Annotated in this window: 11 protein-coding genes; all 11 read left to right on the top strand. The window is 58.3% G+C overall.

Features of this window, described 5'->3' with window-relative positions; translation table 11 throughout:
- Nucleotides 1-11: 11 nt before the first annotated feature.
- The 11 genes from murG to ligA all read left to right on the top strand — a co-directional run bounded on the left by murG (nucleotide 12) and on the right by ligA (nucleotide 14,739).
- Complete coding sequence (gene murG, locus ACO6TI_RS26685) at nucleotides 12-1,118, top strand: undecaprenyldiphospho-muramoylpentapeptide beta-N-acetylglucosaminyltransferase (protein WP_282045079.1); 1,107 nt, start codon at nucleotides 12-14, stop codon at nucleotides 1,116-1,118.
- The gene (gene murC / locus ACO6TI_RS26680; RefSeq protein ID WP_422383717.1) at nucleotides 1,115-2,515 is read left to right on the top strand and encodes a UDP-N-acetylmuramate--L-alanine ligase; all 1,401 of its coding nucleotides are present in this window, start codon (nucleotides 1,115-1,117) and stop codon (nucleotides 2,513-2,515) included. The genes murG and murC overlap by 4 nt, the downstream gene beginning before the upstream one ends.
- An 11-nt stretch (nucleotides 2,516-2,526) precedes the next feature.
- Entirely contained in the window at nucleotides 2,527-3,498 is a 972-nt protein-coding gene (murB, locus tag ACO6TI_RS26675) for a UDP-N-acetylmuramate dehydrogenase (protein WP_422383716.1), read from the top strand.
- On the top strand, nucleotides 3,499-4,425 hold the full coding sequence (locus ACO6TI_RS26670; RefSeq protein WP_055117327.1) for a D-alanine--D-alanine ligase: 927 nt from the start codon (nucleotides 3,499-3,501) through the stop codon (nucleotides 4,423-4,425).
- Between the two features lie 23 nt (nucleotides 4,426-4,448).
- Nucleotides 4,449-5,327 (top strand): cell division protein FtsQ/DivIB, encoded by an 879-nt coding sequence (locus tag ACO6TI_RS26665; protein ID WP_208992943.1) that lies wholly within the window; start codon nucleotides 4,449-4,451, stop codon nucleotides 5,325-5,327.
- On the top strand, nucleotides 5,324-6,646 hold the full coding sequence (gene ftsA / locus ACO6TI_RS26660; RefSeq protein WP_055117325.1) for a cell division protein FtsA: 1,323 nt from the start codon (nucleotides 5,324-5,326) through the stop codon (nucleotides 6,644-6,646). Before ACO6TI_RS26665 ends, ftsA begins: the two co-directional genes overlap by 4 nt.
- Nucleotides 6,647-6,761: 115 nt before the next feature.
- On the top strand, nucleotides 6,762-8,546 hold the full coding sequence (gene ftsZ / locus ACO6TI_RS26655) for a cell division protein FtsZ (protein WP_055118014.1): 1,785 nt from the start codon (nucleotides 6,762-6,764) through the stop codon (nucleotides 8,544-8,546).
- Nucleotides 8,547-8,801: 255 nt separating this feature from the next.
- Nucleotides 8,802-9,746, top strand: coding sequence for a UDP-3-O-acyl-N-acetylglucosamine deacetylase (gene lpxC / locus ACO6TI_RS26650; RefSeq protein ID WP_055117323.1), 945 nt, complete (start codon nucleotides 8,802-8,804; stop codon nucleotides 9,744-9,746).
- 284 nt (nucleotides 9,747-10,030) lie between these two features.
- Nucleotides 10,031-10,825: an outer membrane protein assembly factor BamD gene (locus tag ACO6TI_RS26645; RefSeq protein WP_235808876.1), complete on the top strand. Its 795-nt coding sequence runs from the start codon at nucleotides 10,031-10,033 to the stop codon at nucleotides 10,823-10,825.
- Between the two features lie 69 nt (nucleotides 10,826-10,894).
- Complete coding sequence (gene recN / locus ACO6TI_RS26640) at nucleotides 10,895-12,562, top strand: DNA repair protein RecN (protein WP_055117318.1); 1,668 nt, start codon at nucleotides 10,895-10,897, stop codon at nucleotides 12,560-12,562.
- An 8-nt stretch (nucleotides 12,563-12,570) separates the two neighbouring features.
- Nucleotides 12,571-14,739, top strand: coding sequence for an NAD-dependent DNA ligase LigA (ligA, locus tag ACO6TI_RS26635; protein ID WP_422383715.1), 2,169 nt, complete (start codon nucleotides 12,571-12,573; stop codon nucleotides 14,737-14,739).
- The last annotated feature ends 106 nt before the right edge of the window (nucleotides 14,740-14,845 follow it).

The following is a 14,845-nucleotide window of genomic DNA, read 5'->3' as shown; positions in this document are numbered from 1 at the left end:
TGCCGGATAGCATGAGCAAAACAGTATTATTGACAGCCGGCGGAACGGGCGGCCATTTGTTTCCCGCACAAGCGCTTGCGTCCGAGCTTGATAGGCGCGGCTGGATTGTCGAGCTTGCGACTGACGAACGGGCGGACAGGTACGGTACCGCCTTTCCCGCCCGCAAGGTTCATATCATCGCATCCGAAACCATCCGGGGGCGCAATCCGATTTCGCTGGCCAGGACCGGTCTGAACCTGTTCCTGGGCACGCTCCAGGCAAGGGCTGTGATAAAATCCTTGAAACCCAGCGTTGTTGCCGGCTTCGGTGGTTATCCGACTTTCCCGCCGATGTACGCCGCACGCCTGACGGGAACACCGTCAATCCTGCATGAGGCCAATGGCGTCATGGGCCGGGCAAACAAGATGCTGGCCAAGGGAGTTACGGCAATAGCGACCAGCATACCGCTGGAAAACCTGCCTTCGGACCTTGCCGCCAAGCAGGTGGAAACCGGTAACCCGGTCCGCGATGCCGTTCTGGAAGCTGCCGGTCAGCCCTATGCAGCGCCAGTTGAAGGTGGAGAATTTAACCTTCTGGTCTTCGGCGGATCACAGGGCGCACGGTTTTTTTCCGATCTCCTGCCGCCGGCAATGGAACTGATGCCGAATGAGGTTCGAAGCCGTCTGACTGTTGTACAGCAATGCCGCGCCGAAGACCTGGAACGCGTCAAGTCGGCCTATGACACGTCGGGAATCAAGGCGGAATGCGCGTCTTTTTTCAAAGATATGCCGAGCCGGATTGCTCAGTCTCATCTCGTTATCTGCCGTTCCGGAGCTTCGTCAGTAAGCGAACTCAGCGTCCTGGGACGTCCATCACTTCTCGTACCCCTTCCTGGAGCGATCGACCAGGATCAGGCTGCAAATGCGAAGGTTCTGGAAGCGGCAGGTGGTGCGTGGCCGATACGTCAGGCAGACCTTGACCCGGCAAGGCTGGCCGACGAAATCACCCGATTGATGAATGCGCCGGACTTGCTGGCAAGGGCCGCAGAAAATGCAAACAGCGTTGCCAGGCCGGATGCCGTCAAGCGCCTCGCGGACCTTGTTGAACAGGTCGCAGACAACCAAGGAGAACGGCCATGAAAATGCCGCACGACATCGGACCGGTTCATTTCGTCGGAATCGGCGGAATAGGTATGAGTGGCATCGCAGAAGTGCTGAAAACACTCGGGTACCAGGTCCAGGGATCCGACATGGCCGAAAACGCCAATGTCCAGCGCCTGAGGTCGCACGGAATTTCTGTCGCGGTAGGGCACGCGCCTGAAAACCTCGGCGATGCGGAAGTGTTGGTGGTTTCCTCCGCGATCAGGAAGGACAACCCCGAACTGGTCTCCGCGCGCGAAAAACTGATCCCTGTCGTACGCCGTGCCGAAATGCTGGCTGAACTGATGCGCTTCAAGCAGGCGATTGCGGTCGGCGGCACGCACGGCAAAACGACGACGACATCCATGGTGGCGGCGCTGCTTGATGCGGGAAGTCTTGACCCGACCGTTATCAACGGTGGCATCATCAACGCATATGGCACCAACGCGCGAATGGGGGGCGGAGACTGGATGGTCGTCGAGGCCGATGAAAGCGACGGAACTTTCGTCAAGCTTCCGGCCGATATTGCAATTGTCACCAATATAGATCCGGAGCATCTCGACCACTATGGGGACTTTGACGGTGTAAAGGCTGCTTTCCGGCAATTCGTTGAAAATGTTCCCTTTTACGGATTCGCGGTGATGTGTCTGGATCATCCGGAGGTTCAGACCATGATCGGAACGATCGAGGATCGACGAGTGGTGACATATGGCACCAATCCGCAAGCAGATGTTCGTTTCACCGACGTATCGATGGATGGTGGCAAGTCCAAATTCTCGGTTGCCATCCGGGACCGCCGAACGGACGAGGTGGTTGAACTGAAAGATCTTGTCCTTCCGATGCCAGGTCTTCACAACGTTTCCAATGCGACGGCGGCAATTGCAGTGGCATCGCAACTGGGGGTCGGATCGGAAGACCTGAAAAAAGGTATTTCGGATTTCGGTGGCGTCAAACGCCGTTTTACGCACACGGGAACTGCCAACGGCGTGCAGATCTTCGATGACTACGCTCACCATCCGGTGGAGATCAAGGCGGTTCTTCACGCCGCTCGCGAGTCAACCACGGGCAAGGTCATTGCGGTGATGCAGCCTCACAGGTACACGCGTCTTCACAGCCTTTTCGATGACTTTTCCAACTGTTTCAACGACGCGGATTCGGTCATCATCGCGCCCGTCTACGAAGCCGGTGAGCAACCGATCGAAGGTGCGAGCCACAGGGATCTGGTCTCTGGCATGAAGACCAGGGGACACCGGCAGGTGCAGTCGATTGACGGGCCGGAAGAACTGCCTGCCTTGATAAAGGAACTGGCCGAGCCAGGAGATTTCGTCATTTGTCTGGGGGCCGGCAACATCACGCAATGGGCCTATGCACTGCCGAAACAGCTTGACGGGAAATAGGGCCGAGATTGATGAACTTTCCCGACCTTCTGGAAGCATATCCGGCTCTTGGCGAAGGGCTGCGCGGCAGACTTACGGCGAACCAGCCGTTGTCGGCCGTTACGTGGTTTCGAACAGGCGGGCCAGCGCAATTGTTGTTCCAGCCGGCAGACGAAAAAGATCTTGCCGCGTTTCTCAGGAAACTGCCTGGTGATGTGCCGGTGCTGCCGGTCGGGCTGGGATCGAATCTCCTGATCCGCGACGGCGGCCTGGAAGGTGTCGTCATACGACTGAGCGCCAAGGGCTTCGGGGAGATCGAGGATCTGGGCCGGAATCGCCTCAGGGCGGGGGCGGCCGTTCCGGACAAGCGGCTTGCGGAGGCTGCAGCCAGGGCGGGTCTCGGCGGCTTTGCGTTTTACACAGGAATTCCGGGTGGTCTCGGCGGCGCCCTTCGCATGAATGCAGGCGCGCATGGCACCGAAACCCGCGAGCGCATGGTGGAATTGACAGCCCTGGACCGAGAGGGAAACAGGCATGTGCTGTCCAACGCGGACATGGGATATGCCTACAGGCACTCCTCGGCGTCCGGGGATCTGATTTTCACATCGGCGACTTTTGAGGGAAATCCGCACGACGAAACGGCAATCAGGCAGGAAATGGCCGACGTTGTCGCACACCGGGAGAAGTCTCAACCGATACGGGAAAAGACCGGGGGGTCAACTTTCAAGAATCCTCCGGGAACATCGGCCTGGAAGGAAATTGATGCAGCTGGCTGCCGCGGACTGCAGGTCGGTGGCGCGCAGATGTCCGAAATGCACTGCAACTTCATGATCAACACCGGCGAGGCAACCGGATACGACCTTGAAATGTTGGGCGAAACCGTGCGTGCACGGGTCTTGAAACACAGTGGTATCCGTCTGGAATGGGAAATCAAGCGGATTGGACGATTCGGAGCCGCTGGAACAGTCGAACCGTTTCTGGGACGGGAAGGGGAAGTCGCGTAAATGACCAAGAAACACGTTGCGGTTCTCATGGGCGGTTGGGTCAATGAACGCCCGGTCAGTCTTAGCAGCGGCAAGGATTGCGCCGATGCGCTCGAAGAAGCCGGTTACAAGGTGACGCGCATTGACGTGAACCGGAATGTCTCCTCGGTCCTTGAGAAGCTGAAACCGGACGTGGCGTTTAACGCGTTGCACGGTCCGTTCGGTGAAGACGGCTGTATCCAGGGAATTTTAGAGTTTCTTAACATTCCCTATACTCACTCAGGTGTGATGGCATCCAGCCTTGCCATGAACAAGGTGAAGGCCAAACCGGTTCTGCAGGCTGCCGGGGTCCCGGTGACGGAAGACATCGTCGTGAATCGCCACGACATCCAGCGCGAACATCCCATGAGACCGCCTTACGTGCTCAAACCGATCAATGAGGGGTCGAGCTTCGGTGTCCTGATTGTCAAGCAAGATCAAGAGTTTCCGCCCCAGGAACTTCACAGGTCGGATTGGCCCTACCCGGATGTCCTGATGTGCGAGAAGTTCATCGATGGCCGTGAGCTGACCTGCGCCGTGATGGACGACAGGTCTCTTGGGGTGATCGACATAGTGCCTATGGGTCACAGCTTCTACGATTATGACGCAAAATATGTAGAAGGCGGTTCAAAACACATTCTTCCTGCAAAAATTTCACCGATTGTTTACCAAACCATAGAGACACTAGCAGTTAAGGCGCATCAGGCTTTGGGATGCCGTGGCGTTTCCCGGGCCGATTTCCGATTCGACGAGCGCGAAGACGGAACCGGTGAACTGATTTGCCTTGAAGTGAACACGCAGCCAGGCATGACGCCAACCTCTCTTGTGCCGGAAATGGCGGCTCATAAGGGGATGAGTTTCAAGGATCTGGTCAGTTGGATGGTTGAGGACGCAAGTTGCTGTCGCTAGGTCGCAAATGGAAAAGGGAAGCATTGACACCGCTGGAGGCCGAGCTGGCCCCGCGCGGGCGTGGTGTTTCGCGTTTGCACCGGCAGCCGGTCTGGCGCTCGGCCGGACGCCTTGCCCATCTTCCGCGCTGGACGGGGTCCGCGGCAGCCCTTGGTTTCTTAACCTTAACGATTGGTTATGGAATAGTCATAGGCGGCCACGGCCGGATTGTCTCCGATGCGCTGCTGTCGGCAGCAGGCTTCGGCATCGAGGCTGTTAAACTTTCCGGTCAGCGTGAAATCAACGAATTCCAGATCCTTGAGGCACTTGAGATTCACGAAGGCACGTCGCTTGCCCTGTTTGATGCGCCCGGTGCGCGTAAGCGGTTGAACGAGATGGCCTGGGTCAAGAGCGCCTCGGTGATGAAACTTTATCCGAGCACGCTGCAGATCAAGATCGAAGAGCGGATACCTTATGCGCTTTGGCAGCGCGGAGACCTGGTTTCAATTGTAAACGAAGCCGGCGACGTGATCACCGACGATGTCGACGGGCGCTACGCCAACCTGCTGCTCGTTGTCAATCATGGTGCACAACGCCGCGCGGCAGAGATCAATGCGGCTCTGGAAAAAGTACCTGAACTGCGTCCACGGGTGCGGGCCGCGTTTCTGGTCAGCAACCGGCGCTGGGATCTACAGCTTGAAAATGGAATTTCTGTGCGCCTTCCGGAACAAAACATTAATGCAGCCCTCACGGATCTCGTGGAGATGGACGAGGACAGCGGTTTGTTGTCGAGAGATATCGTTGCCATCGACATGCGACTGGCGGACAGGGTTACCGTGCGCCTGTCCGACGAGGCTGCAGAGCAGCGCAAGATCATGACCGGAGGCCGCAACCGGTCGGGCAAGAAGGAGCAGGACACATGAGCCGCTCCGACAAGAACCTTTATCTGCCCAAGATGCGGCCTTTGCCGAGCAGACGCTCCGTCATCATGTCGGTCCTCGATGTGGGGTCGACCAAGATCTGCTGCCTGATCGCAAAACTGGTGCCGCAGGAAGAAAACTCGATCCTGTCGAGCCGGTCGCACAAGGTTGAAGTCCTCGGCTATGGCTACCAGCGCTCGCGCGGCATCAAGTCCGGCGTCGTCGTCGACATGGACGCAGCCGAGCAGGCGATCCGGATGGCAGTCGACAGTGCGGAACGCATGGCCGGTGTCACGGTTGAATCGCTGATCGCCAATATCAGCTGCGGACGGCTGCAGAGTGAAATCTACAGCGCCAATGTGCCGCTTGCCGGCGACAGTGTATCGGAAGCGGATATTCAAAGGGTGCTCTCGGCCGGATCGAGCCACTCGGTTACGGACGGGCGGGCTGTCACGCACGCGCTGCCGATATCCTATTCACTGGACGGCAGCCGGGGCATTCGCGATCCGCGCGGCATGATGGGGCACAAGCTCGGTGTCGACATGCAGGTTGTGACCGCTGAAAACCCGCCGGTTCGAAACCTCGAACTGTGCATCAACCGGGGACACCTGCACGTGGAAACGATGGTGGCCACACCATTTGCAAGTGGTCTGTCCACCGTGGTCGACGACGAAGCCGAACTGGGTGTTGCCTGCATCGACATGGGTGGCGGCACCACGACACTGTCGGTCTTTGTTGACGGTCACATGGTTCACCTCGATGCGATTGCAGTCGGCGGCAATCATGTGACAACAGACATTGCCCGTGCTTTTGCAACGCGCCTGCAGGACGCAGAGCGCCTGAAAACACTTTATGGCTCACCGCTGGCATCCAGTTCGGACGACAGGGACCTGCTGACGGTCCCTCCGCTGGAAAGCGATGGTGATCTGCCAAATCAAATCCCCCGCTCGGCGCTGACCAGGGTCATCCGTCCGCGTGTGGAAGAAATCCTTGAACTCGTAAGAGATCGCCTTACCGCGTCCGGCTTTGCAGGCCGGGTCGGCAAGCAGATCGTGCTGACAGGGGGCGCCAGTCAGCTCACGGGTCTTGGAGAGGTTGCGCGTCACATTTTGGGGCGCAACGTCCGTCTTGGCCGGCCTTTAGGCGTTGCCGGTCTTCCCGAGGCTGCCAAAGGTCCGGCTTTTGCCGCGGCCGTCGGCCTCTTGATTTATCCGCAAGTCGCTCAGATCGAACAGTTCGAACACAAGAATCGTCGATCGGGGTGGGGCGGGCAAACTGGTTATCTGGCCCGTGTGGGTCAGTGGATCAGGGAAAGCTTCTGACGACATGAGCCAAGAAGACGACAGCCAGGAAATCGAGCTGCCAGGTGTGGCAGTTGAAATTAGGGAAGAAGAGGAGTCTCCCGTATCGGGGGAGCCAGTGGGTCGCGAGGATAATATGACCATTAACCTGAAGATGCCCGACATTCAGGAGCTGAAACCGCGCATTACGGTCTTCGGCGTCGGCGGTGCGGGCGGAAATGCCGTCAATAACATGATCACAGCAGGCCTCCAGGGGTGCGACTTTGTTTGCGCCAATACGGATGCCCAGGCACTGGCCATGAACCATTCCGACCGGCTCGTCCAGATGGGCGTAGCCGTTACGGAGGGGCTTGGTGCAGGCTCCCAGCCGGAAGTCGGCTCTGCCGCGGCTGAGGAAGTGATCGACGAGATCAACGATCACCTGTCCGGATCGCACATGGTGTTCATTACCGCCGGTATGGGCGGTGGTACCGGCACTGGTGCAGCCCCGGTCATTGCCCGTGCAGCGCGTGAGCAGGGCATCCTGACGGTTGGTGTTGTCACCAAGCCGTTTCAGTTCGAAGGTGCGCGACGCATGCGCATTGCCGATTCCGGCATCGACGAACTGCAGCGGAATGTTGACACGCTGATTGTCATTCCGAACCAGAACCTGTTCCGGATCGCCAACGCACAGACGACATTTGCCGATGCGTTCGCCATGGCCGACCAGGTGCTTTACTCCGGTGTTGCCTGCATCACCGACCTGATGGTCAAGGAAGGTCTCATCAACCTGGACTTTGCCGATGTTCGTTCTGTCATGCGCAGCATGGGCAAGGCGATGATGGGCACGGGTGAGGCCAGCGGCGAGAAGCGGGCACAGCAGGCTGCCGAGGCGGCAATCGCGAACCCTCTTCTGGACGAATCCTCCATGAAGGGTGCGAAGGGTCTGCTGATCTCCATCACGGGCGGCAACGACCTGACACTGTTCGAGGTGGATGAAGCAGCCACGCGGATCCGCGAAGAAGTGGATTCAGATGCCAACATCATACTTGGTGCGACCTTTGACGAGACACTTGATGGCATCATCAGGGTTTCCGTCGTGGCAACGGGGATTGACAAGGAGGAAGGTCTCGACGCCGTTCCGTTTCAGTCAGCGGCAGCACAGACCTTGAATTCTCATGCTCCGGCTTTGGCAAGCACACCGGATATCGCAACCGCCAAGGTTGCGACTGCGGCTGCAAAGACCGGTGCCGCGAACGCTGCCGCGCAAGCGGTTGCAAAGCTTGAAAAAGAGCTTGCGATCCCGGAACCGGCAGCCGTTGCGGTCGCCAGCGACCCTGACGTCGAAATCAAGCGGGTCAAGCCGGCGAGCGCTTCCATGGCGGCAAAGTCCCAGATGATTGATCTGGAAGAGGATACACCGGCTCCTGCCCTGGACGAGAAACCTGTCAGTCAGCCGTACATTCCACCTGTTGCCGAGGAGCACAGCCCGGCACCACGCATGCCGCGCGTTGAGGATTTCCCGCCAATCGCACAGCGTGAAATGCGCGCGCAACAGACCCCTGCAACTCCGTCACAGCAACAGCCTGCTGCTCAGCAGCCAGCGGAACCGGCAACTTCTGCGCCGGTGCATGACGATGTTGAGGAATACGGTGACGAAGACCGCCGGCCAATGGGTCTGCTGCGACGTCTCGCAAGCGGATTGGGTCGCCGGGAGGACGAGGAAGACCAGGAAGTCGAGACAAGCGCACCTGTTGCCCGCAAGGTTCCGCAGATGCAGCCTGCTCCGGTTCCCGTCCCGCGGGCCCCGCAGGCAAGGGCATCTTCAGCTGGCGCGGCAGGCCAACTGGACGAGACAGGCCGTGCTGCGCCCAAGCCGGTCAGTGTCGCAGATGACGATCAATTGGAAATTCCGGCGTTCCTTCGCCGCCAGGCCAACTGATTCGTTTCGCGATCTTCTTCCCTGATCGCAGCAGCCCGGAGCGTATGTTTCGGGCTGCTTCCGTAACGGAAGAAATTCCTCTTTTAATTCAATGTTTTGTCTGCCTGTGAATCGTTACAAACCGTAATAAAGCTTTATTTCGCTCTACAGGGGAACGCGACTATCTTCGCGACCAACTCGTGATCGTTAAAAGTCCGTATGAGCATTGGGGCAAATTTTGGGCTTTGCGGTCGCAAATCGGAAGGGCTGGGTTTAATGACCACACATGTTGACCGACAAACGACGCTTGCCGAGCAGGTAACCCTGACGGGAATCGGCGTTCATTCGGGCAAACCTGCGTCGATTACACTTGTTCCTGCCGATGCCGGTGTCGGTATCGTTTTCATGCGCACCGACCAGGACAGCGCCGCAGAAGTTCCCGCTCTCTGGGACAAGGTTTCTGCGACAGCGCTCTGCACGGTTCTCGGCGATCCGACCAAAGACGGGATTGCGACCGTCGAACACCTCATGGCCGCACTCTTCGGTATGGGTATCGACAATGTCATCGTTGAAATCGACGGCCCGGAAATGCCGATCATGGACGGCAGCAGTTCCGTGTTTGTTGAGACTATCGAGCAGGTTGGGCTGAAGAAGCTTGACCGTGGACGCCGCTATCTCAAGATCAAGAAAAGCGTACGCGTCGACAATGGCGGTGCCTGGTGTGAATTGCATCCGCATGAAGGGACCAAATTCGACATCACCATCGATTTCGAAACACCGGTCATCGGCCGTCAGCAATATGTTTCCGAGATGACGCCCGAAGTCTTCCGTGACGACCTTTCGCGCGCCCGGACGTTCGGGAATGTCAAGGACGTCGAGCAGCTCTGGAAAATGGGATTTGCCCTTGGGTCATCCCTGGAAAACTCCGTGGCGATTTCCGACGACAAGGTTCTGAATCCGGAAGGCACTCGCTGGCCGGATGAGTTCGCCCGTCACAAGGCTCTGGATGCCGTTGGCGATCTTGCGCTGGCTGGTTTGCCTTTTCTCGGGATGTATCGGTCCTACAAGGGTGGCCACAAGATGAACCACTCCATTCTGGTCAAGTTGTTCGAAGACCCGAGTGCCTTCGAGATCGTTGAGGCACCTGCATTCCGGCAGGTCGGTCAGGTCGGCAAGGGTGGTCTTGCGGCAGCTGCTGCTTTCGGGCCCGACGTTTCCTGAATTTCCTGATAAACGGCTGTCTTATTGAGGCGGCCTGTCTGTTTCTTCAGAATTCACTGCAATTTGGGCATGTTGCCATAAAAATGCTCAAAAAAACCGTCAGATGGCCGTTGAGGACGTGACGGGGACAGGGGAATTCCGATAAACACTCCTGTCAATGAATCATAAGGCCGAAAAACCTGCGCGGCCGCATGGGCTGGAAACAGCTCGGGAGTATGGGTGTGAACGGAATTGCAACTGGTTCTGGTTTGAGCGGGACCGATTGGGTGAAATCTTTGCTGAGAATGGCTGTTCTTGCAGCGCCGATTCTTCTTGTCGCCTGTAGCGGAAAGGAAGATCTGGACGAACTTGCGTTGAACGATACGCCGCCGGAAGTTCTCTTTAACGAAGGTCTGGCGTTGCGCGCGCAGGGCAAACTTCGGGATTCGACCGAGAAGTTCGAGGAAATCGACAAGCTTTATCCTTACTCGGAATATTCCAAGAAGTCGCTCGTCAACCTGGCGTTTCTGAATTATTCGCGCGGCAAGTATCCGGAGACCGTTACGGCTGCGCGACGGTTTGTGACCCTTTATCCCGGCGATGAGGATTCAGCCTATATGCTTTATCTCGCCGGGCAGAGCTACTTCCGCCAGATGCCTGATATCACCCGGGATCAGGCGGTTACCCGCAGAGCGGCAGGGGCCTTTACCGAACTTATCCAGCGTTTTCCGGAATCCGAATATACACCGGATGCGGAAGAAAAATTGCGGATCGTTGAAGACCAGCTCGCCGGCAAGGAAATGCAGGTTGGCCGTTACTACCTGAAGCGGCGCAACTATGTTGCCGCGATCAACCGGTTCAGGGCGGTCGTCGTCGAGTTTCAGACCACCCGCCATGTCGAAGAAGCGCTTTTCCGTTTGACGGAAGCCTATTACGCACTCGGTGTGGTCAACGAATCCCAGACCGCTGCGGCCGTGCTCGGTCACAACTATCCGGATACGCAATGGTACAAGGATGCCTATTCGCTTCTGAATAAAGGCGGCTATCAGCCTTCAGAAGATTCTGGCAGCTGGATTAGCCGCGCATTCAGGAGTATCTAACGGGTTCTGGAAAGACGACTCGGCCCACTGTTATGGTGGGCTGCAACAAAGTCCGAGGAGCTCGCCTTCATGCTGGTCACGCTGTCTATTCGAGACATCGTACTCATTGATCGTCTAGACCTTGATTTTGCGGCAGGAATGTCGGTTCTGACCGGCGAAACCGGTGCGGGCAAGTCAATACTCCTGGATTCCCTGTCGCTGGCACTGGGGGCACGCGGCGATGCCGACCTTGTCCGCAACGGTGCGGCTCAGGGTCAGGTTACGGCGGTGTTTGACGTTGCAGGAGATCACCCTGTGCGTCTGTTCCTTCGGGAAAACGAAGTCGATGATGATGGCGACATCATTTTGCGGCGCATTCAGACTGCCGACGGACGAACGAGAGCGTTTGTCAACGATCAGCCCGTCAGTGCAGGTCTCCTGAGACAGGCCGGCGGATTGCTGGTCGAAATTCATGGGCAACATGATGACCGGGCACTTGTGGACCCTGAAAGCCACCGGGCCCTTATCGATGTCTTCGGTGGTTTGACGCGTGACGCTGCCGCCGTTGCCGACGCGCATTCTGCCTTCCGTTCAGCGGAAAGAGCCGTTGTCGAACATGAACGGCGTATCGAGGCCGCCCGCAACGAAGCCGACTATCTTCGATCTTCTTCCGAAGAGCTCTCCCGGCTTAAACCGGAAGCCGGTGAAGAGGAGCATCTGGCTGCCCGGCGAACGGACATGATGCAGGTGGAGAAGATTGCCGGAGATCTCAGCGAGGCTTTCGAGACACTCAACGGATCGGCCTCTCCGATTTCTGAACTTGCCAGCCTTTTGCGGCGCCTCGAGCGCAAGGCGGATCAGGTGCCGCAGTTGCTCGCCCAGCCGGTCCGCACGCTCTCGGAGGCTCTCGACCAGCTCGAGGAAACGCGCAGCGGGCTCGAATCAGCATTGCGCGAGACCGAACACGATCCGCGCGAGTTGGAAAGTGTCGAAGAACGGTTGTTTGCGCTCCGGGCTGCTTCCCGAAAATATTCCGTACCGGTAGACGACCTCAATACCCTGTGTGATCGCATGACGGCGGACCTGGCCGATCTGGATGCCGGAGAGGACAAGCTGACGGCACTCGTCGACGCGGCTGCCAAAGCGCGCGCCGATTATGACCGAAGGGCCGCCGCCCTCTCCACCAAACGCACAAAGACGGCACGTGCGCTGGAAAAGGCGGTGGCGGTCGAATTGCCCGACCTGAAACTTGAGCGTGCCCGGTTCATCGTTGAGATGTCGAGCGATCCGCAATTGCGCGGCCGCACGGGCATCGATCAGGTGGAATTTCATGTCCAGACAAATCCGGGAACGCGTCCCGGACCCATGATGAAGGTCGCATCTGGCGGCGAACTCTCGCGATTTCTCCTTGCGCTGAAAGTGTCGCTCGCGGACAAGGGTTCGGCTCCAACGCTCGTGTTCGACGAGATCGATACCGGTGTAGGGGGTGCCGTTGCCGAGGCAATCGGGGTCCGTCTGGCCAGACTCGCGAGCAAGGTTCAGGTCCTGACCGTCACACATGCGCCGCAGGTGGCAGCCCGCGCCGAAGGACACTTCCTTATCGCCAAGGAAGCGACGGGTGCAGACCGCGTTGCGACCCGCGTCCAAAGGATCGACAAAGATTATCGCAGCGAGGAAATCGCTCGCATGCTGGCGGGTAGTGTGATTACCGAGGAAGCCCGGGCTGCGGCCCGCAGACTTCTGACCGCAGCGGAATAGGGGCGTGCATGAGCGAGAAAACGACCGGCAAACCGGATACGAAAGACATCCGTGTCGAGAACCTGACGGCGGATCAGGCGGCCATGGAACTTGCGCGCCTGGCTGAAGAAATTGCCGAAAACGACCGCCGCTACCATCAGGAAGATGCCCCCACGATCTCCGACGCCGACTATGATGCTCTGCGTCGCCGGAATTCCGCAATAGAGGCCCGGTTTCCGGATCTGGTTCTGGCGGATGGCCCGTCAGTCCATGTGGGTGCAACCCCGGCGTCCGGGTTCGGCAAGATCACCCATAGCGTGCCGATGCTGTCGCTGGACAATGCCTTCAGTGACGAAGATGTCCGGGATTTTGTCGGGCGTGTCCGCCGGTTCCTGAAATTCGACCCGCTGATGGGCGCCCTTGCAGTCACGGCGGAGCCAAAGATCGATGGCCTTTCCCTGTCTCTGCGTTACGAGGGTGGCGAACTTGTCCACGCAGCCACAAGGGGCGACGGAACGACGGGCGAGAATGTGACGGCCAATGCCAGGACGATAAAGGACATTACTGAAAAACTGGCAGGCGATGTTCCGGATATTGTCGAGGTGCGCGGCGAAGTCTACATGGCGCACAAGGACTTTCAGGACCTCAATGCCCGCATGGAGGCGAATGGCGGCAAGGTCTTTGCCAATCCGCGAAACGCGGCGGCCGGGTCTCTCCGGCAACTGAAATCGGAGATCACAGCCTCGCGCCCGCTCAGGTTCTTTGCCTATGCCTGGGGAGAGATGAGCGAGATGCCCGCCGACACGCAGACCGCCATGGTGCAGGCATTCGAAGCCTGGGGCTTCAAGGTCAATCCGCTGATGAAGCGCTGCGAGGCTGTCGAAGAGCTCCTCGGTGTCTATCATGGCATCGAGGAGAGCCGGGCGCGTCTCGACTATGACATTGATGGCGTTGTCTACAAGATCGATCGTCTGGACCTGCAGGAGCGTCTCGGCTTTGTCTCCCGTTCGCCCCGTTGGGCCATTGCGCACAAATTCCCGGCGGAACAGGCCTTCACGGTGCTGAACGACATCGAGATCCAGGTTGGCCGCACAGGCGCATTGACGCCGGTTGCCAAGCTGGAGCCGATCACGGTCGGTGGTGTTGTCGTCTCAAATGCAACGCTTCACAACGAAGATTACATCAAGGGTATCGGCCAGGATGGTGAACCGATCCGCGATGGCAAGGACCTGAGGATCGGTGACACGGTCAAGATCCAGCGCGCGGGAGACGTCATCCCGCAGATCGTCGATATTGACCTGGACAAGCGTCCGGAAGGATCCGAACCGTTCGTGTTTCCGACGGTCTGCCCCGCCTGTGGCAGCCATGCCGTGCGCGAGGAAAACGAAAAGACCGGGCGCAAGGACGCTGTCAGGCGCTGTACGGGTGGTCTGATCTGCCCGGCGCAGGCAACGGAAAAGCTCAAGCACTTCGTTTCCAGAAATGCCTTCGATATCGAGGGCTTCGGCGAAAAGCAGGTTGATGCCTTCTACAAGGACGGTCTTGTGATGGCACCGGCCGATATCTTCACACTTGAAGAACGGGACAAGCGGTCGCTCACCAAGCTGCGCAACCGCGAAGGCTTTGGGGCGGTGTCGGCCAAAAACCTCTTTGAGGCAATCGATGCGCGCCGCAGCATCGAACTTCACCGTTTCATCTTCGCGCTCGGTATTCGCCATGTCGGCGAGGGCAATGCCAAGCTGCTGGCACGCGCCTATGGATCCTGGACAACGTTTTACGCGGCCATGAAAGCGGCTCACGACGAAACGGGCGAGGCCTGGGCCGACCTCAACGACATTGACGGCATTGGTCATATCGTAGCTGACGCACTGATCGAGTTTTTTGCCGAAGAACATAATCGCGATCAGCTTGATGCCCTGTTGGGTGAGGTCTCACCGCAGGATGCGGAGAAGATCCAGGCAACAGGTTCGCCTGTCGCCGGCAAGACGGTGGTCTTTACCGGGTCCCTGGAACGCATGACGCGCGATGAAGCCAAGGCAATGGCCGAGCGTCTGGGAGCCAAGGTTTCGGGGTCTGTCTCGAAGAAGACCGATCTGGTCGTTGCCGGGCCCGGGGCTGGATCCAAGCTCAAGAAGGCCCAGGACCTCGACATAGACGTGGTTTCCGAAGACGGCTGGTTCGATCTCGTCGGTGCCTGAACAGGACGGGCAAGGTCACTGGGTTGGTGTTTCTGTTTCGCGAGCGTTCTGAATTTCCTTGCCCTTTACGACTGGATGAACGCATCCGGGTGCTTGAAGACGACAC

This window comes from Roseibium album (assembly GCF_965233825.1).
Taxonomy (GTDB): Bacteria; Pseudomonadota; Alphaproteobacteria; order Rhizobiales; family Stappiaceae; genus Roseibium; species Roseibium album.
This window is presented reverse-complemented; position numbering and strand designations above follow the sequence as displayed.